The organism is Cryobacterium sp. SO1 (assembly GCF_004210215.2).
In the GTDB taxonomy this organism is placed as follows: Bacteria; Actinomycetota; Actinomycetes; order Actinomycetales; family Microbacteriaceae; genus Cryobacterium.
Genome location: NZ_CP067394.1, coordinates 225,097 through 246,149, shown reverse-complemented (window position 1 = coordinate 246,149; position 21,053 = coordinate 225,097). Strand labels below are relative to the sequence as shown.

General features: G+C 68.7%; 22 protein-coding genes. 8 read left to right on the top strand and 14 right to left on the bottom strand.

Features of this window, described 5'->3' with window-relative positions; genetic code table 11:
- Nucleotides 1-12: 12 nt before the first annotated feature.
- From BJQ95_RS01205 to BJQ95_RS01195, 3 genes are read right to left on the bottom strand one after another with little or no spacing between them, the layout of a single operon-like run.
- A complete protein-coding gene (locus BJQ95_RS01205; RefSeq protein WP_130177017.1) occupies nt 13-1,410 on the bottom strand; it encodes an FAD-dependent oxidoreductase in 1,398 nt (465 codons plus the stop codon).
- Between the two features lie 10 nt (nt 1,411-1,420).
- A complete protein-coding gene (locus BJQ95_RS01200) occupies nt 1,421-2,491 on the bottom strand; it encodes a polyprenyl synthetase family protein (protein ID WP_130177016.1) in 1,071 nt (356 codons plus the stop codon).
- A gap of 31 nt (nt 2,492-2,522) precedes the next feature.
- Entirely contained in the window at nt 2,523-3,203 is a 681-nt protein-coding gene (locus BJQ95_RS01195) for a class I SAM-dependent methyltransferase (RefSeq protein WP_370688354.1), read from the bottom strand.
- Nucleotides 3,204-3,311: 108 nt separating this feature from the next.
- Between BJQ95_RS01195 and BJQ95_RS01190 the strand changes: the two genes are divergently transcribed.
- On the top strand, nt 3,312-4,544 hold the full coding sequence (locus BJQ95_RS01190) for an isochorismate synthase MenF (protein ID WP_240694662.1): 1,233 nt from the start codon (nt 3,312-3,314) through the stop codon (nt 4,542-4,544).
- A gap of 216 nt (nt 4,545-4,760) precedes the next feature.
- Here BJQ95_RS01190 and BJQ95_RS01185 read toward each other — a convergent pair whose 3' ends face one another.
- The 3 genes from BJQ95_RS01185 to BJQ95_RS01175 form a co-directional block, all read right to left on the bottom strand.
- Nucleotides 4,761-5,075 carry a hypothetical protein gene (locus tag BJQ95_RS01185; RefSeq protein ID WP_130177014.1) on the bottom strand — a complete coding sequence of 105 codons (315 nt, stop codon included), beginning with the start codon at nt 5,073-5,075 and terminating at the stop codon, nt 4,761-4,763.
- A 394-nt stretch (nt 5,076-5,469) separates the two neighbouring features.
- On the bottom strand, nt 5,470-7,263 hold the full coding sequence (menD, locus tag BJQ95_RS01180) for a 2-succinyl-5-enolpyruvyl-6-hydroxy-3-cyclohexene-1-carboxylic-acid synthase (protein WP_130177013.1): 1,794 nt from the start codon (nt 7,261-7,263) through the stop codon (nt 5,470-5,472).
- Nucleotides 7,256-7,690, bottom strand: a complete 435-nt coding sequence (locus tag BJQ95_RS01175) for a PLD nuclease N-terminal domain-containing protein (protein ID WP_130177012.1) — start codon at nt 7,688-7,690, stop codon at nt 7,256-7,258. The genes menD and BJQ95_RS01175 overlap by 8 nt, the downstream gene beginning before the upstream one ends.
- A 70-nt stretch (nt 7,691-7,760) precedes the next feature.
- On the opposite strand from BJQ95_RS01175, the gene BJQ95_RS01170 reads away from it, so the two are divergent.
- Nucleotides 7,761-8,066 carry a DUF4229 domain-containing protein gene (locus tag BJQ95_RS01170; protein WP_130177011.1) on the top strand — a complete coding sequence of 102 codons (306 nt, stop codon included), beginning with the start codon at nt 7,761-7,763 and terminating at the stop codon, nt 8,064-8,066.
- A 131-nt stretch (nt 8,067-8,197) separates the two neighbouring features.
- Here the strand turns inward: BJQ95_RS01170 and BJQ95_RS01165 are convergent, their stop codons facing one another.
- The 3 genes from BJQ95_RS01165 to BJQ95_RS01155 form a co-directional block, all read right to left on the bottom strand.
- Nucleotides 8,198-9,100, bottom strand: coding sequence for a 1,4-dihydroxy-2-naphthoate polyprenyltransferase (locus BJQ95_RS01165; RefSeq protein WP_240694661.1), 903 nt, complete (start codon nt 9,098-9,100; stop codon nt 8,198-8,200).
- A gap of 206 nt (nt 9,101-9,306) precedes the next feature.
- On the bottom strand, nt 9,307-10,446 hold the full coding sequence (locus tag BJQ95_RS01160) for an AMP-binding protein (protein WP_130177009.1): 1,140 nt from the start codon (nt 10,444-10,446) through the stop codon (nt 9,307-9,309).
- A gap of 8 nt (nt 10,447-10,454) precedes the next feature.
- Nucleotides 10,455-11,366 (bottom strand): 1,4-dihydroxy-2-naphthoyl-CoA synthase, encoded by a 912-nt coding sequence (locus BJQ95_RS01155; RefSeq protein ID WP_256041483.1) that lies wholly within the window; start codon nt 11,364-11,366, stop codon nt 10,455-10,457.
- Between the two features lie 175 nt (nt 11,367-11,541).
- Between BJQ95_RS01155 and BJQ95_RS01150 the strand changes: the two genes are divergently transcribed.
- Genes BJQ95_RS01150 through BJQ95_RS01130 form a run of 5 tightly spaced genes read left to right on the top strand, consistent with a single transcriptional unit; the run spans nt 11,542 to nt 14,629 of the window.
- A complete protein-coding gene (locus tag BJQ95_RS01150) occupies nt 11,542-11,895 on the top strand; it encodes a hypothetical protein (protein ID WP_130177008.1) in 354 nt (117 codons plus the stop codon).
- Complete coding sequence (locus BJQ95_RS01145; RefSeq protein ID WP_130177007.1) at nt 11,892-12,962, top strand: RNA polymerase sigma factor RpoD/SigA; 1,071 nt, start codon at nt 11,892-11,894, stop codon at nt 12,960-12,962. The genes BJQ95_RS01150 and BJQ95_RS01145 overlap by 4 nt, the downstream gene beginning before the upstream one ends.
- 51 nt (nt 12,963-13,013) lie before the next feature.
- Nucleotides 13,014-13,346 carry an ATP-dependent DNA ligase gene (locus BJQ95_RS01140; RefSeq protein WP_130177006.1) on the top strand — a complete coding sequence of 111 codons (333 nt, stop codon included), beginning with the start codon at nt 13,014-13,016 and terminating at the stop codon, nt 13,344-13,346.
- Nucleotides 13,343-13,606: a hypothetical protein gene (locus BJQ95_RS01135; protein WP_130177005.1), complete on the top strand. Its 264-nt coding sequence runs from the start codon at nt 13,343-13,345 to the stop codon at nt 13,604-13,606. The genes BJQ95_RS01140 and BJQ95_RS01135 overlap by 4 nt, the downstream gene beginning before the upstream one ends.
- A gap of 42 nt (nt 13,607-13,648) precedes the next feature.
- Nucleotides 13,649-14,629, top strand: coding sequence for an o-succinylbenzoate synthase (locus BJQ95_RS01130; RefSeq protein WP_130177004.1), 981 nt, complete (start codon nt 13,649-13,651; stop codon nt 14,627-14,629).
- 151 nt (nt 14,630-14,780) lie between these two features.
- On the opposite strand, the gene ccsB is transcribed toward BJQ95_RS01130, so the two are convergent.
- From ccsB to BJQ95_RS01105, 5 genes are read right to left on the bottom strand one after another with little or no spacing between them, the layout of a single operon-like run.
- Nucleotides 14,781-15,737 (bottom strand): c-type cytochrome biogenesis protein CcsB, encoded by a 957-nt coding sequence (gene ccsB, locus BJQ95_RS01125; protein ID WP_130177048.1) that lies wholly within the window; start codon nt 15,735-15,737, stop codon nt 14,781-14,783.
- Nucleotides 15,738-15,788: 51 nt separating this feature from the next.
- Nucleotides 15,789-17,462, bottom strand: a complete 1,674-nt coding sequence (locus BJQ95_RS01120; RefSeq protein ID WP_130177003.1) for a cytochrome c biogenesis protein ResB — start codon at nt 17,460-17,462, stop codon at nt 15,789-15,791.
- The gene (locus BJQ95_RS01115; protein WP_130177002.1) at nt 17,446-18,207 is read right to left on the bottom strand and encodes a cytochrome c biogenesis CcdA family protein; all 762 of its coding nucleotides are present in this window, start codon (nt 18,205-18,207) and stop codon (nt 17,446-17,448) included. Before BJQ95_RS01115 ends, BJQ95_RS01120 begins: the two co-directional genes overlap by 17 nt.
- A 2-nt stretch (nt 18,208-18,209) precedes the next feature.
- Nucleotides 18,210-18,818 (bottom strand): TlpA disulfide reductase family protein, encoded by a 609-nt coding sequence (locus BJQ95_RS01110; RefSeq protein WP_130177001.1) that lies wholly within the window; start codon nt 18,816-18,818, stop codon nt 18,210-18,212.
- Complete coding sequence (locus tag BJQ95_RS01105) at nt 18,815-19,459, bottom strand: histidine phosphatase family protein (RefSeq protein ID WP_130177000.1); 645 nt, start codon at nt 19,457-19,459, stop codon at nt 18,815-18,817. The genes BJQ95_RS01110 and BJQ95_RS01105 overlap by 4 nt, the downstream gene beginning before the upstream one ends.
- 79 nt (nt 19,460-19,538) lie before the next feature.
- Here BJQ95_RS01105 and aspS point away from each other — a divergent pair, with 79 nt between their 5' ends.
- Entirely contained in the window at nt 19,539-20,852 is a 1,314-nt protein-coding gene (gene aspS, locus BJQ95_RS01100) for an aspartate--tRNA(Asn) ligase (protein WP_130177047.1), read from the top strand.
- Nucleotides 20,853-21,053: the final 201 nt, after the last annotated feature.

Genomic DNA, 21,053 nt, shown 5'->3' with positions numbered 1-21,053 from the left:
CTAGGCCGGGTTTCAGAGTTGAGCGGGAACCTGCGCCCGCGAAACCTCCACCATGTCGTGGCGGGGCACCACCTTGACGCGCACCCGGCCCTGCTCGGCGCCGAGCGCGAGCTCGTGCTGGTCGAGCCGGTGCCAGCCGTCGAGGTTGGTGTAGGCCACGCCGCGGTCGTCGAGCAGCTCGATGACACTCTCTTCCGCGGGCGACTGGGGGCGCCACCAGTTGCCCACGTCGTTGATCAGGTGCCGCACGGTCTCCATGGCGTCGGATTTGGTGTGCCCGATCAGGCCCACCGGTCCGCGCTTGATCCAGCCCGTGGCGTAGACGCCGTACATCTGCTGGCCGGCGGTGCTGGATTCGAAGCCGGGCTCGCCCTTCCAGAGCACCTGGCCCTCACGGTTGGGGATCACACCGCGCTTCTTGTCGAACGGGATGCCCGGCAGCGAGGAACCGTAGTAGCCGACGGCCCGGTAGATGGCCTGGATGGGCAGCTCACGGATCTCGCCGGTGCCGACAACGCCGCCGTGGCCATCCGGTGCGGTGCGTTCGTACTTGAAGCCGCCGACGTGGCCGTTGCCGTCGTCGGTGACCTCCACCGGGCGGGCGAAGAAGTGCAGGTGCAGCCGGCGGGACGCGTTGCCGGTCTCACGCTTTCGCCACTGGTTCAGGACCTTGTCGATCACGAAGACCTGCTTATTGCCGGCCACTGCGGCTCGCGCCGCGTCGTCGTAATCGAAGTCCTCGTCGTAAACGATGATGTCCACGTCGTTCAGCTCGCCGAGTTCGCGCAGCTCCAGCGGGGTGAACTTCACCGAGGTGGGGCCGCGGCGGCCGAACACGTGCACATCCGTCACCGGCGAGGCTTTGAGGCCCTCGTAGACGTTGGCAGGGATCTCGGTGGGCAGCAGGTCGTCGGCGTGCTTGGCGAGCATGCGGGAGACGTCGAGGGCGACGTTGCCGTTGCCGATCACGGCCACGGACTTGGCCTCGAGCGGCCAGGTGCGGGGCACATCAGGGTGGCCGTCGAACCAGCTCACGAAGCGGGCGGCGCCGTAGGAGCCGTCCAGTTCGATGCCGGGGATGGCCAGGTCGGCGTCGCGCACGGCTCCGGTGGCGAAGATGACCGCGTTGTAGTGCTTCTTCAGGTCGTCCAGGGCGATGTCGGTGCCGTAGCGCACGTTGCCGAACAGGCGGATGTCGCCGCGGTCGAGCACGTCGCGGAGCGCGTTGATGATGCCCTTGATGCGCGGGTGGTCCGGGGCCACTCCATACCGCACCAGTCCGTACGGGGCCGGCAGGTGGTCGAACAGGTCGATCGAGACGTCGAAGTTCCGCTCCGCCTTGAGGAGGATGTCTGCGGCGTAGATGCCGGCGGGGCCGGCACCGACGATGGCCAATCGCAACTTGGTCATGAAAGCCTTTCTAGCTGGATCGCTCGACGATGGTCTCGGCGAAACGGGTGAGCGCCTTCTTCACCGAGCCGTTGGGCAACGGGTCGAGGGCGGCAACGGCATCGCGGGCCCATCCGTGGGCCTCCGCGAGAGTCTGGGCGGTGACGTCGTGCTCGCGGAGTGCGGTAATCGCGGCGTCGGCGGCGTCGGTGGCGACGCCTTGACTCTTCATCACATCGGCCTCGAGACGGTCGACCAGCGACGCGGCGCGCGCATCCGTTGCGGCCCGCTCACGCAGGCGCAGCATCGGCAGGGTGGCGACACCGGCGCGGAGGTCGGTGCCGGGCACCTTGCCGGTCTCCTCGGGCTGAGGCGAGAGGTCGAGCACGTCGTCGATGAGCTGGAAGGCGACGCCGATCCGCTCGCCGAAGAGCACAACGGGTTCCTCGAACTCCTCTGGCGCGTTGGAGAAGATGATGCCGGCCTGCGCGGCGGCGGCGATCAGGGAGCCGGTCTTGTCGGCGAGCACCTGGATGTAGTGCTCGACCGGGTCTTCGCCGTCTTTGGGGCCGACGGTCTCGTGCAGCTGCCCGAGCACCAGGCGTTCGAAGGTGTCGCCCTGCAGACGAACGGCGCGTTCGCCGAGCCGACCCATCAGCTGGTTGGCGCGGGAGAAGAGCAGGTCACCGGCGAGGATGGCGATGGAGTTGCCCCAGACCACCTGGGCGCTGGGCACGCCGCGGCGCTTCTCGGCGTCGTCCATGACGTCGTCGTGATACAGCGAGGCGAGGTGGGTGATCTCGATGGCGGCGGCGGCCCGGATGACGTCGGGGACGGTGCCGTCGCCCAGGTGCGAGGTAAGCAGCGCGAGCATCGGACGCACCCGCTTGCCCCCGGCATCGAGCAGGTACCGGCTGGTGACAGCGGCGATCTCGTCGGCGAAGACGAGTTCGCCCAGCAGGGTCGCCTTCACCTCTTCCAGGCCGTTGTCGATGCTGGTGGCCAGGCCCCGGTCGGCGGGGGTGGAGAAGATTCGATCGCTCAGGCCCAGCTGCGACGTTACCGACGGGCTACGGCGGGCCACGGGGGCGGTCAATTTCACTCTGTTAGCCTAACGATCGGATCTGGGAGTTTCAGGAAGTTGGAGCGGGGGCGTCTGCGGTCTTGATTCCGCGGTGCAGAGCCACGATACCGAGACTGAGGTTGCGGTACGCCACGGCATCGTATCCGGCGTCGCGCAGCCAGGCACTGAGCGTGGGCTGATTCGGCCAGGCGGCGATGGACTCGCCGAGGTAGTCGTAGGCCTCGGCGTTGGAGGAGGCCAGCTTCACGATGCGCGGCATCACGTGGTTGAGGTAGGCGAAGTAGCCCACCCGGATGGGCGTGATCGGCGGGGTGGAGAACTCGCAGATGACCAGGCGGCCGCCAGGCTTGGTCACCCGGTAGAACTCGGCGATGGCCTTCTTGGGCTCCACGACGTTGCGCAGCCCGAAGGAGATGGTGACGGCGTCGAACTCGCCGTCCTTGAACGGCAGACTGGTGGCATCCGCCTGCACGAACTCGACGTTCGGGTTACCGGCGTGGCGCTGCCGGCCCACCTTGATCATGCCCTCGGAGAAATCAGCGGCCACAACGTGCGCGCCGGTGTGCGACAGGGCGACGCTGGACGTGCCGGTGCCGGCCGCGATGTCGAGGATCCGCTCGCCGCTCTGCGGGTCGACCGCCCTGGTGGTGGCCACGCGCCACAGCGAGGCGTTGCCCACCGAGAGCAACGCGTTGGTGCGGTCGTAGTGCGTCGAGACCAGATCGAACATGGCTGCGACCTGTGCTGGCTGCTTATTAAGATCTGCTCTACTCACCAGTCCAGTCTAGATTGCGGGGCGCGGCCCGGGTATCCGCGGGCGCGGGCGTAGGGTAGACGAGTGAATGCGCCCGCTCTAACGGTTGAAACCTCCCCGATTGCCGACATTCGCCAGCTGGTCCTGCTGCTCGACGAGCGTGCACCGCTGCTTTGGATGCGCCGCAACCAGGGCCTCGCCGGCATCGGCACGGCGCTCCGGCTGGAGTTCTCCGGGCCCACCCGCATGACGGATGCCGCCGCCGCGTGGCGCGACGTCGTCGCGGCCGCCACGGTGACCGACCCGCTCACCCGCACGGGCACCGGTCTTCTGGCGTTCGGCACCTTCGCCTTCGACGATTCGTCGAGCCAGACCAGCGTGCTGATCGTGCCCGAGGTGATCGTGGGCCGTGAGGACGGCCAATGCTGGGTCACCCGCATCTGGCCCACGGGCCAGGCGGCCCCGGAGATTCCGCTGGCGCTGCATCCGCTCGGCGACGAGTACCGCATCTCGCTGTTGCCCGGCGCCCTGCAGCCGGCCGGCTACCGGGCAGCCGTCGCCGCGGCGGTGGAGCACATCGGCGCCCAGGACCTGAGCAAGGTGGTGCTCGCCCGCGAGCTGGTCGGCCGGCTGCCCACCGAATCCGACCTGCGCCGTCTGCTGACCGAACTGGCGCTGGGCTACCCGGACTGCTGGACCTACGCCGTCGACGGCCTCATCGGCTCCAGCCCGGAGACCCTGATCAGGGCCGACCACAACGAGGTCAACGCGCGGGTGCTCGCCGGAACGATTTCCCGTGGGGCGGATGCCGCGGCCGACCTCGAGGCTGCCCTCGCGCTGGCCACCTCGAGCAAGGACGGCGACGAACACGAATTCGCCGTGCAGAGTGTGCTCGCCGCGCTCCGCCCGCACACCTCGGTGCTCACCACGAGCGAGATCCCGTTCACGGTGAAGCTGCCCAACCTCTGGCACCTGGCCACCGACGTCGAGGGCACCCTGAGCGACGGGTCCACCTCGCTGGACCTGATTGCGGCGATGCACCCGACCGCCGCCGTCGCCGGCACCCCCACGCAGGACGCGCTCGCGCTCATCCGCGAACTGGAGCCCTTCGACCGCGGCCGCTACGCCGGCCCGGTGGGCTGGGTAGGCGCCGACGGCGACGGCGAGTGGGCCATCGCGCTGCGCTGCGCGCAGGTCACCCCGGCCGGGGACGTCACCGCGTACGCTGGCTGCGGCATCGTGCTGGACTCCGACCCCGACCGCGAGCTGGCCGAGACGAAGATGAAGTTCCGCCCCATCGTCGAGGCGTTCGGCTAGGTCGTTCGCGCGGCCCGGCATCCGTGGCGCGTAGCGCGTTGCCCGTGGCCCGTGGCCCGTGGCCCGTGGCGCGTAGCGCGTTGCCCGTGGCCCGTGGCCCGTGGCCCGTGGCCCGTAACTGTGCCCGTTCCGGACAATTGGTCCCGGCACGCCGGGTGAAGTTGTCCGCAGCGGGCCCAGTTAGCGGATGCTCCGCGCGGCCGAGCGACGCGGCGGCTACCCGGGCAGGTTGTTGGCCTGGGTCACGATCGAGATGATCACGATCACGTCGACCACGACGTTGGTCAGCACGGCCATGATCGAGAGAATCAGGGCGGTCAGGCCGAGCTCGGGACGGTTGGAGTTCCGCTTGGCCAGCAGGCCGAGGACAACGCCGACGGTGCCGAGGATCAGGCCGAGCACGGGCAGCCAGCCACCGAGGAAGGCCACGACGCCAACGATCATCGCCGACAGGGCGAGCTTGTCGGCGGGCACGCGCGCCGGGCCGGGTCCGGTCGGGGTGGATCGGGCGGGAGAGGACTTGCCGCTCATGCTGCACTCCTGGGGGCCTGTCCGGCACGTCTTGACGGAACGAAGCAACGGTACCAAACGAGCCGAGGTGCCGCGCCCTGCCCGGGGCCCCCAGGCACCGCGGGCACCGCGGGCACCGGGGAGCATGGATCGCTGGACCACGCTGATATCCGCCATGGCGGGCATGGGCTTGTTCGTGCTCGTGGCGTTCCTGCGCCCGCGCCCCGCGCGTGCAGGACCTCGTGCTGCAGGTGGCCCAGGAGCTCAAGTCCGAGCAGGCCGCCGTCCGGGAGCCCACCCACTCACCCCACCTCCCGCGAACTGTGAGTTAAGCCCCAAAAACCGGCGTTTTCAGGGGCTTTTCTCACGGCTCGCGGAGGGCGCGGAGGGTGCGACGGGTGCGACGGGCGCGGAGCTAGCGCGCGAGCGGCACTTCCACGATCGTCGGCTCGCTCACTGGAGCCGTGAGGGCGCTTTCCAGAGCGCTTCGGGTGGCGGCGCGGGTGTACGACCAGCCGTACGCGGCGGCCAGGGCCTCCAGGTCCACCCGGTGCGGGGTGAAGAGCACCCGGTCCACAGCGCTGGGCGCGGCCGTCGCCGCCACCTCGAGGCCGTCGAAGATGGTTCCGCCGCCGTCGTTGCCGACCACCACCTGTAGCCGGGGCCGGGTTTCGCCGGGTGCGATCAGGAGCGACCCTGAGTCGTGCAGCAGGGTGACGTCACCAACGAGCAGACGGGTGGTGCCGGTCGACCTGGGCTCCGGGCCGGACTGGCTGGCCAGCGCGATGCCCACCGCCGTGGCGATCGTGCCGTCGATGCCGGCCAGGCCGCGGTTGGCGTGCACGGTGATCTTCTTGCCGCTCACCCGGGTGTCCAGCTCACGGATCAGCCTGGACGCGCCGAGCACCAGGCGGTCGTGCGGCCAGGAGGCGCGCCAGAGCGCGTCGGCGAGGATCGCGCGGGTGACCGGGGCCTTCATCGCGGCGAACTCGGCGCGGGTCATGCCGTAGGCGCCGAAGGGCGGGGTGTCGAGCTGGGTGTCCTGGGCCAGGATGTGCCGGCTCGCCATCACCCAGCGGCCAACCCAGGCGCGGGCCTCGCGGGTGCCCGCGACCGCGATGGCCTCGTCGGTGGCGGCGACGGCGCGGGCGAACCTAGCCACCCGGTGGCCGGGGTTGTACCACTCCAGCCCCGCCGGGGCCACGACGATGGTCTCCACATCCGCCCGCTGTACCAGCGCCGGGATCTCCCGGCTGAGGGTGGGGTGGCCGAACACGATCACACGCTGTATCTGGCCGCCGAAATCGGCGTCCCCGAGCAGGTCGCGGTACGCCACGATGAGGTTCGGGCCGAACCTGGCGCCGCTGCACACCTCGGCGATCAGCGGCCATCCGGCGCTGCGGGCCAGTTCTTCCGCGGCCGGGCCGGCTCCGGCGCCGGCCACGACGACGGTGCGGGGACCGGACGACAACAACAGCGGCGGGGCGACGCCTGCGGGCGGCGACGCATCCGGCTGGCCCTGCCCTGCTGTATCGCCCGCGACGGCGAGGCCGGCGACCGAACTGTCAGCGGCGAGGTCGACGGCAGCGGAGAGTGGCTCGCGAAACGCCAGGTTCAGCTGCACCGGGCCGGGGTTGGCGGTGTGCGTGCCCGTCGCCGTCTGGTAGGCCAGTCCGGCCAGGGTCACAGCCGCCTCGGCCTGGCCGGCGGATCCGTCTGGAGCGCTCACGTCCTGGCAGAGACGCACGGCGCCGGCGAAGATGCCCGGCTGCACGGTGGTCTGGTTCGAGCGGATGCCCCGCAGCTCGGCGGGCCGGTCGGCGGTGAGCAGGATCATGGGCACGACCGAGTGGTGGGCCTCGAGCACCGCGGGGTGCAGGTTGGCCACGGCAGTGCCGGAGGTGCAGGCCACGAGCGCGGGGCGGCCGCTCTCGATGGCGAGGCCGAGCGCGAGGAAACCGGCGCCGCGTTCGTCGATGCGCACGTGCAGGCGGAGCAGGCCGAGGCGCTCGAACTCGGCGGCAGCCAGAGCCAGCGCCTGTGACCGCGACCCCGGGCTGAGCACGATGTCCCGCACGCCGAGTCGCACGAACTCGGCCAGTAGCGCCACGCTGAAGTCGGTGGCGGGGCTGCCGCTTTGCGCGACCTGGCGCGGAGGACCCGCGTCAGGGCGCGGGGTCGATCCGGTGTCCTGTGTTCTCTCAGGCATCCCGTCGGCCCGGCTGGTCGCCGTCACCGGGTTCGGTCTTCTTGGGGTCGAGTCCAGTGGTGCCGGGCCGGGAAGGGCCGTCGGTTGGGGGATCCATCTTGTCGAAGTCAGCCAGCTCCTGCTCCAGGTCGCGGATGCGCCGTTCCTGGTCCTTGGCGCGGTCCAGGCCGCGCAGGAAGTCCGGGTCGTCGTCCGGAGCCATCGACCGGGTGATCCTCCCGCCGGTGCTCGCGGCGCTGGTTCGGCGGCCGCGACCGATCAGCAACCAGAGCACGGGACCGATCACGGGGAGAAGAATGATCACCAGGATCCACGCCCACCGGGGAATTCCTCGGATGCGATTGCGGTCGAAAACCGCGCAATCCACCGCCGCATAGACAGTGAGAATGACAACGACGACTCCGAGGCCGAACAACAGGCGGAACATGTTGCTAATTGTAGGCCGGTCAGCCGAGAGATCGGTGAGTACTCTCAGCAGCACGGCTTAAGCTGGAGGTATGAAAGCTGTTCCAGCGTGGTTGGTATTCACCGTGCTCCGGGTCCTGATGTTCGCCGCGCCCTTCGTGCTGCTGCTGGTGCTGGGCATCGAGGGCTGGTTGGCCGCTCTGCTGGCCGCCGTGATCGGCGTGTGCCTGTCCTATATTTTCCTGCGCAGCCCGCGTGACACCGTCGCCCGTGGCCTCTACGAGGTGCGGCACCGCGAGAAGGAACCCGTGCACCCGGACGCCGAGTCAGAGGATGCCGCGGTCGACCGCGCAGAGTCTGGAGCGCCCCGGTCCGGCCAGTCCCCCACAGGACCGTAGCCCTCCGCGCCGCAGCCCAGCGCGCCGTAGCCATCCGCTGAGCCGCCTGAGGCTCCGCCATCTGTGTCCAGAACGGACAAATGCGCCCGGCACACCGGGACCTTTTGTCCGAACGGGCAATAGTTGCCCGGTTACAGCGCGAACGCCAGCCCGAGCAAAATGCCGTAGAGCAGCGCCGCCATGCTGGTGAGCTTGAGCGCCAGGATCAGTTCCTTCGCCGTCTTCGCGGTCGCCACGATCAGGCAGGCCGGCAGCACCAGCAGCAGCACGAAGAACGTGAACCAGGCCAGCGGGTAGAACAGCGCGAAGAAGCCCGCGATGACGAACGGCACCAGCAGGAACACGCAGAACACGACGCGGGAGGCGCGGGCGCCGATCCAGACGGCGAGGGTGCGCTTGCCGGCGACCTTGTCCGGCTTGATGTCGCGCAGGTTGTTCACCATCAGCACGGCGCACGCGATCAGCCCGATGGCCACGGCGCTCAGCCAGCTCTCCAGGTTGACGGTGCCCACCTGCACATAGGTGGTTCCGACGGTGGCCACCAGGCCGAAGAAGACGAACACGAACAGCTCGCCCAGGCCCAGGTAGCCGTACGGCTTCGTGCCGCCCGTGTAGAACCAGGCCGCCGCGATCGCCAGGGCGCCCACCGCGAGCAGCCACCAGAACTGGCTCAGGATCACGAGCACCAGGCCGGCGACGGCGGCGACGGCGAAGAAGGCCAGCGCCACGGTCAGCACGGCGCGGGGCTGAGCCGCTCCGCCGCCGGTGAGCCGGGCCGGGCCGACCCTGTGGTTGTCGGTGCCGCGGATGCCGTCGGAATAGTCGTTGGCGTAGTTCACGCCGATCTGCAGGCTGACCGCCACCACCAGCGCGAGCAGTGCCCGCACCCAGTGGAACTCGCCGGCGCCGCCCGCAACGACCGCCGCTCCGGTTCCCAGCGCCACCGGCGCGATGGCCAGCGGCAGGGTGCGCAGGCGCGCACCGGAGATCCAGTCGCCCAGGCTCGCCGGCTCGCTGCGGGCGGGGCCGGTCACCGCACCGCTCTTACGGGCCGGGTTGCCCGACTTCGCCGGGTTCTTCGGCCCGCCAGAGGCCGGATTCCGGGTACCGGTCGGGCTGGTCTGACGGGATTTCTGTTGTTTCGGCTCGTTCGGCCGCGCTCCATGTGCCACGACCTCATGCTACTGGCCGCATCCGGGCGGCGGCCGAGGAGCCCCGCCGGCCGGCACGGTGGGGCGGTTCAGCGCCCCACGAGCCGCTCCACGGCGTGCCGGTCCGGCTTCCCGGACGCCAGCAGTGGGATGGTCCCGACCGTCACGATCCGGACCGGTCGGGCGGCGCGGCCGAGCTCGGCGGCCACGGCGGAGCGCACGGGCTCCAGTGCCGGCGCCTGGTCCGCGGCCAGCACGACCACCGCGGCCTGTCCCCAGACCGGGTCGTTCGCGCGCACCACGACGGCGTTGCCCAGGCCCGGGAGCGTGCGCACCAGGGCCTCCACGGCGTCGAGGGAGACCTTCTCCCCTCCGGAGATGATCACGTTGTCGGCCCGTCCGGTGACGCTCACGGTGCCGTCCGCGGCAACCACACCCAGGTCGCCCGTGCGGTACCAGCGCACACCCCGGTCGTCCACGAACATCTCGCGGGTGCGCTCCTCATCGTCGAGGTACCCGTCGGCGAGCACCGACCCGCTGATCTCGAGGTGGCCGTCGACGGCGCGCACCACGGTGTTGCCGATCGGCACGCCGTCGTACACGCACCCGCCGGCGGTCTCCGACGAACCGTAGCTGCGAAGCACCCGGATCCGGAGCCGCTCGGCCCGGTCGATCAGGGCGGGGGCGACCGCCTGGCCGCCCACGAGGATACCGGTGAACCGCCTGAGCGCGGCCAGGATCGCCGGGTCGACCTCCGCCGCATCCAGCAGCCGCGCCAGTTGCACGGGAACCAGTGAGGTGAACCTCAGCGGCTCGACGAGCCGGCCGGCGTAGTCGGCGAATTCGGCCGGGTCGAAGTGCCCAGGCGGCAGCAGCACGGGCTCCGTGCCGGCCGCGATCGACCGCACGAGCACCTGCACCCCGGCGATGTAGTGGGCCGGCAGGGCAAGCAGCCATTGGCCGTCGCCGCCGAGGGCGAGGCTGGACGCCGACGCTGAGGCGAGCAGCGCGTCTGTGCTGAGCATCACCCGTTTGGGCGCGGCCGTCGAGCCGGACGTTTCGATCACCACGGCCACGCGGCGCGGAACCGGTCCGAGACTCTCGCGGTCGGTGCCGGTTTCTCCCGCCGGCACCGGCAACAACGCTTCATCGGTGGCGGAGAGCGCCAGGCGCAACTCAGCCAGCACGCGCAGGGGATCGCCGACGGGAACGACGCGAACGGGCCTCACGAATGCGCCTAGAACTGCCAGGGGTAGGGCGACCAGTCCGGTTCGCGCTTCTGAAGGAACGAGTCGCGCCCCTCGACGGCCTCGTCGGTGCCGTAGGCCAGTCGGGTGGCCTCGCCCGCGAAGACCTGCTGGCCGACCATGCCGTCGTCGACGGCGTTGAAGGCGAACTTGAGCATCCGGATGGCGGTGGGCGACTTGGTCAGGATCGTGCGCGCCCAGTCCAGCGCCTCGTTCTCCAGCTGGGCGTGCGGCACGACCGCGTTGATGGCACCCATCTCCAGGGCGCGCTGGGCCGAGTACTCTCTGGCGAGGAAGAAGACCTCCCTGGCTGCCTTCTGACCGACCTGGCGGGCGAAGTATGCGCTGCCGTAACCGCCGTCAAAGGAGCCGACATCGGCATCCGTCTGCTTGAATCTGCCGTGCTCTGCGCTGGCGATGCTGAGATCGCAGACCACGTGCAACGAGTGCCCGCCGCCGGCCGCCCAGCCCGGGATCACGGCGATGACAACCTTGGGCATGAAGCGGATCAGACGCTGCACCTCCAGGATGTGCAAGCGGCCGCCCCTGGCCTTGTCGATGCCGCTGGCTGTCTCGCCCTCGCCGTACTTGTAGCCGTCCCGGCCGCGGATGCGCTGGTCGCCGCCTGAGCAGAATGCCCAACCGCCGTCTCTAGGACTCGGGCCGTTGCCGGTGAGCAGCACCACGCCGATGTGCGGATTGGTGCGGGCGTCCTCGAGGGCGGCGTAAAGCTCGTCAACGGTTTGCGGCCGGAAGGCATTGCGCACCTCTGGACGGTTGAAGGCCACACGGGCGATGCGTCCGGTGAGGTCGTGGTGGTAGGTGATGTCGGCGAGAGAGCCGAAGCCCGCCACCGAACGCCACTGGGTTGGGTCGAAGATCTCTGAAACCAGTTCGGGCATGGGATCAGCCTACGCGTCAGCATGGGAGGCACGCGGGGGGATGAAACCTGGGACCGCTCACACGAGACATGAGGGCTCTTCAGTTGTACCTTCTCGGCGGCGCCCCCGTCAACCCCTTGAACGCGCGTAATGCCGAGCAGTGTACTTATCTCACCCGAAAGACCTGGAGGTGGTCATGTTTCACAACAGCCCCTCGGCACCCGACACCGCGTTACCCGAACACGCACCCGTCATCAGCGCCGAAACCCACACCGCTCTTGCTCAGAACCCGATAGTCAGCCCCAGCAGCACCGCCGGAAACACAGTCGTTGACCTTGCGGACGTTGAAATCACCGAGCTCTCCCCCACTGAATGGCGCGTCGCGGATCATGCCATCGAGCATGACGACCCGACCGCGCTGCTCGGTTTCATCCAGATCGTCGGAAGCGCCTTCGAGGTGACCAATCTCGGTCGCCCGCGCGAACGTGCCTACTTCACTTCCTTTGACCGCGCCACAGCCAGTCTTCTCACCCGGGGGGTCCTCGCATGACAACCATCGTCCAGACGCCAACGACTCGAACCACCCAGAAGACTCGGGCCACCCAGAAGGCCGTGCAGACCCCCCCCGCGCCGCCCACCGAGTCCATTTCATCGTCGTACTCGCCGTCGGCCGCTGCCAGCGCCGCCGCCACCTCCCGGTACAGCCGGGCGTCCACGGATGCCTTCGGCGACTACCTGCGCCGCATCGGCAAGGGTCCGCTGCTCTCGGCAGAGGACGAGGTGAATCTGGCCCGCAAGATTGAGGTGGGCCTGTTCGCCGACGAGAAGGTCAACCGGGCCGACGCCGAGGGAGACCCGGTGAACCCCGAGTTCAGGCGCGAGCTGATGACCCTGGTCTTCGAGGGCCGGCGCGCGAAGAACCACTTCATCGAGGCCAACCTGCGTCTCGTCGTGAGCATCGCCAAGCACTACTCGGGCCGTGGCGTACCGATCATGGATCTGGTGCAGGACGGCAATATCGGTCTGGTGCGGGCAGTGGAGAAATACGACTTCATGACCGGCTTCAAGTTCTCCACCTACGCGACCTGGTGGATCCGCCAGGCGATCCACCGCGGCATGGCCGACAAGTCGCGCATGATCCGCATCCCGGTGCACACCGCCGAGAAGCTCAACAAGATCAAGCGCATCCGCCGTGACCTCACCAGCACCCTCGACCGGGAACCGACGCTCAAGGAGATCGCCGAGCTGTCGCAGATCGCGGTGCGCGATGTGTCCCGCCTGCTGCAGTATGACAACGAGCCCATTTCGCTGCACGCTCCTGTCGGCGACGGCATCGGCGATATCGCCGAGCTGATCATCGATGATGACCTGCCCCAGCCCGATGAGTGCGCCACGATCACGCTGCGGGCGGCCGACATCACGTTCTATCTCGACGCCCTGCCCGACCGGGAACGCTCCATCCTCACGGCCAGGTTCGGCTTGACCGGTGAAGAGCCGCGAACCCTCGACCAGATCGCGGTGATCCAAGGTGTCACCCGGGAGCGGGTGCGGCAGATCGAGAAGCGCGCTCTGGCCCTCCTAAAGGTGCCACGACTCGAACGATATCTCAGGGACTAGAGGCCGAAACCGGCGTAGCGTAACACCAACCCCTATCAACGGAGTGGTGCAATGGGCAAGCTGACGTACGATTCAAGCCTCACGGCGGATTTCGATGATCGGGTGCTCGCGCACATCCAAGTGGTGATCGGTGCCAAGCTACGCCGGGGTGAGTGCTTCTATTTCACCTGGCGTGACGATCCTCAGGGCGGTGACGGCCGGAGCACCATCTGGATGCATCCGAGCATCCCGTTGGCGTACAAGTACTTCGGCGGCCGGTCGCCCAGCCTCAACCGGGACTGGATCGAGGCGCTGATGCTGACCGCGAACTCGTCCGGCGGCCTGCAGATTGTTCCGGAGCCGCACCGCCTCGGCACCACGTCGAACGGGAGGGATGACTCGTGAGCCGCATCGACATCGTCTACGGCAGCAAGCCCTACACCATCGGCGACCGCACCATCGAGTCGTTGCGTGCCGAGATCACCGCTTCGGTGACGTCGGGCGTTCCCGCCTGGCTGCGGGTGAACAGCGGTGCCGGCCGGTACCAGGATGCCTACCTGCTGATCTCCCCCGGTACCGCGATCGCCATCGTGGACGTGCAGCCTGACGGCCCCGAGGTCGTGCTGAGCCACGAGCAGACCTTCATCGCCGACTCGACCGAATGACCCGGTCGGGGCCGGACCCGCGGATGCTGGCACACTAGAGCCATGCTCCCTTCGCTGCACGACGTGCTCGCCACCGCCCGCGTGGTCGACCTACCCCTCGTCACCGGTTTCCGCGGCCTTACCAGCCGCGAGGCCGTGCTGATCGAGGGGCCGGCGGGCTGGACCGAGTTCTCCCCCTTCGCGGAGTACGACGACGAGGAGGCCGCGGCCTGGCTGCGCGCCGCCCTGGAGTTCGGTTGGGAAGAGACCCCGGCGATCAAGCGCGACCGGATCCCGGTGAATGCGACGGTTCCCGCGATCGACGCGGCGGACGTTCCTGGGCTGCTGGCCAGGTTCCCCGGCTGCCGCACCGCCAAGGTCAAGGTGGCCGATCCCGGCCAGACCCTCGCCGAAGACGTGGAGCGGGTGCGCGCGGTGCGCAAGGCCCTCGGCGCCGAGGGGCGAATCCGGGTGGACGCGAACGGGCTCTGGAACCTCGACGAGGCTGAGCACGCGATCCACGCCCTAGCCGAGTTCGACCTCGAGTACGTCGAGCAGCCGTGCGCGTCGATCGACGAACTCGCCGAGATCCGTCGTCGCACCGACTACCTCGACCTGCCGATCGCGGCCGACGAGAGTGTGCGCAAGGAATCCGACCCCCTGCTGGTGTCCCGCGCCGGCGCCGCGGACCTCCTGGTGGTCAAGGTGCAACCGCTCGGCGGCATCCGCGCGGTCCTCGCGATTCAGGCCGAGACCGGCCTGCCGCTCATCGTCTCCAGCGCCCTCGACACCTCGGTCGGCATCTCCATGGGCGCGTTCCTCGCCGCCGCCCTCCCCGAGCTCGACTACGACTGCGGGCTGGCCACGGCGTCGCTGCTGGCCGCGGATGTCACCCGCGAGCCGCTGCTGCCGGTCGATGGCAGCATCCCCGTTCGCCGGGTGGTGCCGGATGCCGACCTGCTCGACACGTACGCCGCCGGCCCCGAGCGCCGCGACTGGTGGCTCGCCCGGATCACCCGCGTGCACGCGCTGCTCGCCGGCTGACCCGCGGCCGGAGCCCCGCGCGCTGCTCTGCGCGTGAGGGATCTGGAGCTGTGCGGGCACGGCGCCGTTATGCGGATGGCGCGCCAGCCGCATAACGGCGCTGCACCCGCGCATCGCCCGAGAGGGTCACCCGACAGCGCCGGGCGAGCGGCTACAGGCCGGAGTAGGCGTGCAGGCCCTTGAAGAAGACGTTCACGATGCCGAAGTTGAACATCACCGCGGCGAAGCCGATGATGGCCAGCCAGGCGGAGCGCGATCCGCGCCAGCCGCGGGTGGCCCGCGCGTGGATGTACCCCGCGTAGATCACCCAGATGATGAAGGTCCAAACCTCTTTGGTGTCCCAGCCCCAGTATCGGCCCCAGGCGCGTTCCGCCCAGATCGACCCGGCCATCAGGGTGAAGGTCCAGAGGATGAAGCCGATGATGTTGACTCTGTAAGCCAGGTTCTCCAGGGTGAACGCCGACGGCAGCGTCTGCAGGAATTTGAGCCGGCCGGGCTTGGCGGTACCGACGCGCTCCTCGCGGCGTGCCTGCAGCAGCTGCACGAACGAGAGCGCGAAGCCCAGCGCGAAGAACCCGGTGCCCAGCGACGCCACGAACACGTGGATGACGAGCCACACCGACTGCAACGCCGGCGGCAGCGGGGCCACCTCCACGTAGTACTGTAGGGCGCCGATGCCGAGCAGGATCAGGATCAGCCCGCTGACGAAGGTGCCGAGGAACCGCAGGTCGGTGCGGGTGAGGACGATGAGGAACACCGTGACGATCAGCAGGGTGCCGGTCATCGCGAACTCGTACATGTTGGCCCACGGCACCCGCTCGGCGGCGATGCCGCGGAGCACCGCGGCCACCAGGTGCAGTGCCCAAGCCAGGACGAGGAGCGAGACGCCGACGCGCAGGCTGGCGGAGCGGCCGTACGGGGTCGCCGCGTCGTTGGCGATCCGGGCACTGATGCGGGTGAGCGTCGTGGTGCTGCCACCCGCGGCAACCGCGCCGGCCACCGAGGCTTTGTCAGCGGCAGCGGCGGGCCGCTCGGCCGAATCCACGGCGGCGCTGCGCTTGGACAGGTCGATCGCGAAGGCGATGAACGCCAGCGCATAGACGGCCATGGCCGAGTACAGGCTGAGGATCGAGAGCTCGTTCACATTCACCTTTACAGCCTAAGCGGGTTCGACGGGTTTAACGACCGAGGCTGAACGTTCCAGCACAGCCGCATGCCGGTCGGCGAGAGCGGTCACCGCTGACTCCAGGCCGGGGTCCTCACCGCGGGCGAGGCCGGCGTATTCGAGGCGCACCGACCCATCCGCCTGCTCGACGGCCTTCACCCAGAGCCGGCGGCGGGGCACGAACAGCGACGTGAGGAGCCCACCGAGCACCAGCACAGCGAACAGGAGCACCCAGCCCTGGGTGGGGTCGTGGTGGATGTCGAAGGAGGCGAACCGGGGCACCGAACCCGAGTAGTCCCCCGCGGCGGCGTCCGGAGAGGCGTTCTCGAAGGTCACCGAGCCCAACCCGTTCGGCAGCTCCTGCGTCTGGCCGGGTTTCAGCTCCAACGGCTTGATGTCGCTGGTGCGGGTGGCCAGCGGCTCCATGGTGTCGGTGTCGAGGGCGTAGACCGAGGTGGGCACACCGTCGTCGAGCCCCAGGTCGCCCGCGTACACGTTGAGGGTGAGCACCGGGTACTCCAGGTCGGGGAAGCTGGAGAAGTAGGAGCCGGTGGTGGTCTCATCCTGGGTCGGATAGAAGAAACCGACCAAGCCCACCTGATCGGCCAGGCCGTCCGGCACCTTCACGATGCCCAGCGACGTGAGGTCGGCGTCCTGCGGCAGGAACGGCACGGAGTCGGTGAACACCACGGTGCCCTCCGGGTCCTTGACGGTGATGGTGGGCGCATAGCCGTTGCCGAGCAGGTAGATGCTGGTGCCGCCAGTGCGCAGCGGGTCGTTGACCCGTACCGCGCCGTCCTTCGCGTCGCCGCCGCGCGGGGTCACCGTGACGCCGGCGGTGAAGTCAACGGGCTGGCCGAACGCCTCGAGGTTCGCGGTCTCGTAGCTCACCTCGAAGTCGTCAAGGGTGAGCGTGTACGGGTCGAGTTCGGTGTCGTTGAAGAACCGTCCGGGGTTGAACGAGTCGTAGGCCAGCAGCGTGTTCACAAAGGTCTGGCCCTCCACGAGCACCCGTTGCCCACTGAAACCGAAGCCGCTGCCGAAGCCGACGACCACGAGCAAGCCCACCAGGGCGGAGTGGAAGACCAGGTTGCCGGTCTCGCGCAGGTAGCCGCGCTCGGCCGAGGCGGAGAACTCCTCCGGGCCGTCGAACAGGGCCACCCGGTAGCGGCCCTGTTTGAGCAGGGTGCGAGCGGACACGACGGCGGCGGCCGCGTCCGTGCCCGCGGGGGCGGTGCGGGTGGTGAAGCCGGCCAGTCGAGCAAGCCGCGCCGGGGTCTTCGGCGGCTGGGCGCGCAGCGCCTGCAGGTGGTGCTTGGTGCGCGGGATCACGCAGCCGATCAGCGAGACGAACAGCAGCAGATAGATAGAGGAAAACCAGGCCGACGCGTATACGTCGAACGCCTGGATGTTGTCGAGGATCGGCGCGAGGTCGGGGTTGTCGGCGAAGTACTGGGTGACGCCGTTCGGGTCGGAGCTGCGCTGGGGCACCAGCGAACCGGGCACCGCCGCGATGGCAAGCAGCAGCAGTAGGAACAGGGCGGTGCGCATGCTGGTGAGCTGGCGCCAGAACCAGCGCAGGGTGCCGGTGAAGCCGAGCTTGGGTTGGCTGATGCCGTCGCCGGAGGGCGCCGGAGCGGAGTCGATGTGGTCAGATGGCCGGGACATAACTGCCAATCACCCCTTGCAGGTTCAGGAGCCAGGCATTCCACACGCCGCTCACCATGAGCACCCCGATAACGATCAGGAGCACGCCGCCGAACAGGTTGATCGCTCGGATATGACGCTTGAGAAAGGCTACGGCCCCGGTGGCCCAGTTCAAGCCCAGGGCGATCAGCAGAAACGGGATGCCAAGGCCGAGCGCGTAGAACAACGCCAACAGGCCGCCCTGCCAGGGCGATCCGGTGCTCAGGCTCAGCGAGTTGATGGCCGTGAGCGTGGGTCCGGTGCACGGGGTCCAGCCGACCGCGAAGACCGCGCCGAGCACCGGGGCCCCGGCCAGGCCCATCCGTGGCCGCCAGGAGGTCTTGATGGTGCGCTGCATGGCACCGAACTGGCCCACGAAGACCAGACCGAGCAGGATTACGATCGCGCCGGCGATGCGGGTGATCAAGTCTCGGTACTGGTTGAGCCAGAACCCAGCGAAGCCGAACACCACGCCGGTGAGCACGAAGACCACGGTGAAGCCAAGGATGAACAGGGCCACGCCGAGCAGCAGACGGTTGCGGCCGCGGCTCGCGGAGAGTTTCGACCCAGCGCTGCCATCGGCGAAACCGCCGATATAGGCGAGGTAGCCGGGCACGAGCGGCAGGATACACGGTGACGCGAACGAGACCAGGCCGGCCAGCACCGCGATCGGGATCGCCAGGAACAGTTGACCGCTGAAGACGATCTCACCGAAGGGATTGCCCACGCCTAGCCGTCCTCGGCAATCGTGTCTTCGATCAGCGTCTTGAGGATGGACGGCGAGTTGACCTGGCCGAGGATGCGCGCGGCGACCCGGCCCGAGGCGTCCAGCACCAGCGTGGTGGGCACAGCGTTGGGCGGGATGCTGCCGCTGAAGGCCAGTTGCAAACCACCGTCGTCGACGTCCATCACCGACGGGTAGCTGATCTCGTAGGCCTCGTTGAAGGCGATGGCACTGGCGGCCTGGTCGCGCACGTTCACGCCGAGGAAGCTGGCGCCCTTGCCCGCGAATTGCTCGCTGATTTCCTTGAGGTCGGGAGCCTCGGCCCGGCAGGGGGCACAGCTGGCGTACCAGAAGTTGACCACGAGCACCTCGCCGGCGTAGTCGGCGGAGCTGACGGTGGAGCCGTCTTCGAGGGTGCCGTCGAATTCCACGGACTCGCCGCGTTCGTCGGCGGGGATCTCTGTGACGCTGCCGTCACCGGCGATGTAGCCCTTGCTGCTGCCTTCCCGGTACTGGTCGGCGAGCGAGTCTCCGCTCGTGCAGCCGCTGAGGGCGAGGGCAACGCTGACCAGGCCGGCCAGCGCCAGAGGCCGAAGACGTGCGCGGCCGCTCACACTGCCCCCACATCGTTCGCCGGCACCAGCAGGGCGGCGGCGGGGCTCGAATAACCGATCTCGGCGGGCACGTTGCCGCCGAGCGACAACGTGGTGATGCTGGACAGGTCGCAGCGGCGTTTGCGCGGGTCGTGCGCCAGGCGTTCGTGGGCCAGGCTGCGGTGCACCATCCAGATCGGCAGCTGGTGGCTGAGCAGAACGACGTCGCCCTCGTCGACGGAGTGGAACGCGTCGTCGATGGCGGCCAGCATCCGGGTGGAGATGGAGCGGAACGGTTCGCCCCAGCTGGGCCGGGCCGGGTTCACCAGGCTGGGCCAGTTGCGTGGGTCGCGCAGGGCGCCGCCGGGTCCGCGCATCCGCGTGCCTTCGAATCGGTTCGTGGGTTCGATGATGCGTTCGTCGAGGTGGACCGGCAGGCCGAAGGCCGCCATGATCGGGGCGGCGGACTCCTGGGCGCGCTGCAACGGCGATGCGATGACCCGCACGATGGGGCGCCCGCGCTCGACGAGCTCCGCGGCAGCCGCCTCAGCCATCCGCTGCCCCAAATCGGACAGTCGAAAGCCGGGAAGTCTGCCGTAAAGCACGCGTTCGGGGTTGTAAACCTCACCGTGCCGCACGAGATGTACCTGGCTAGCTACCACATAGTCCAGTCTACGGAGGGGTCACCCGCGAATTCGCCGAGAGCTGTGCGGCTAAACTTGCGGGGTGAATGCTCGCGTACTGATAAAGAACCTTGCCGCCCTCGACGACGGTCTCGTTTCCGTGTCCGGGTGGGTCGAAACCGTCCGAGACCAGAAGAAGGTGCAATTCGTCGTTCTGCGAGACGAATCCGGCGCGGTGCAGCTGGTCAATCCGCGCACGACGGATGCCGAGGGTGTCGTCGTCGACGACGAGCCGGCCACCACCATCTCCGGCCTGTCCCAGGGCAGCTTCGTCACCGTGACCGGACAGCTCAAGCACGACGAGCGGGTCAAACTCGGCGGCATCGAGATCAAGCTCGCCTCGCTCGAGGTTGTCACGCACGCCATCCCGGAAACCCCCATCGCGGCGGACTCCAGCCTGGACAAGCGCATGGACTGGCGCTTCCTCGACCTGCGCCAGCCCAAGTCGAGCCTGATCTTCCGCATCCAGACCACGTTCGAGCACGCGCTGCGCACGTACTGGATCGAGCACGACTTCATCGAGCTGCACACCCCCAAGCTGATGGCCAGCGCGAGCGAGTCCCGCGCCGAGCTGTTCGAGGTGGAGTACTTCGACACCAAGGCCTACCTGGCGCAGAGCCCGCAGTTCTTCAAGCAGATGGCGCAGTCCTCTGGCTTCGGCAAGATCTTCGAGGTGGGGCCGGCGTTCCGGGCCGACCCGTCCTTCACCAGCCGGCACGCCACCGAGTTCACCAGCGTCGACTCCGAGATCAGCTGGATCGACAGCCACGAAGACGTCATGAAGCTGCACGAGGACCTGCTCGTGGCCGCGTTCACCGCGGTCAAGGCCAAGCACGGCGAGGAGGTGCTCGCGCTGTTCGGCGTGGAGGTCACCGTGCCGAGCACGCCGTTCCCGCGCATCCCGCTGGCCGAGGCCAAGGAGATCGTCAAGAGCCGCGGTTACGAGGTTCCCCGCGACGACGACGACATGGACCCGGAGGGCGAGCGCCAGATCGCGGCGTACGTCGCCGAGACCTACGGGCACGAGTTCGTGTTCCTCACCGACTACGCGTCGAGCATCCGCCCGTTCTATCACATGCGCCACGAGGGCGACGCGAGCCTGACCAACAGCTACGACCTGATCTTCAACGGCACCGAGATCTCCACCGGCGCGCAGCGTGAGCACCGCATCGACGTGCTCACGGAGCAGGCCATCGAGAAGGGCGTGGACCCGGCCGAGATCGCCGGTTACCTCGACTTCTTCCGCTACGGTGTGCCGTCGCACGGCGGTTTCGGCATGGGCCTGGCCCGCGTTCTGATGCTGATGCTGCACCAGGCGTCCATCCGCGAGGTCACCTACCTGTTCCGCGGCCCCACCCGCCTGGAGCCGTAGCCCGCAACTGCCGCACACGAATCGCGCCTGTCCCCCGGACAGGCGCGATTTCGCGTTAATCCGCAAGACGACCTCGCCAACGCACCAGTCTCGCTGGTCAAGCTCGTCGACCCCGCAAGACAACCTCGCCAATCCGCCCTCTACGCTGGTCGAGCTCGTCGAGACCCCCACGCGATGCCCGTCTCTCCCCAACCATCATCC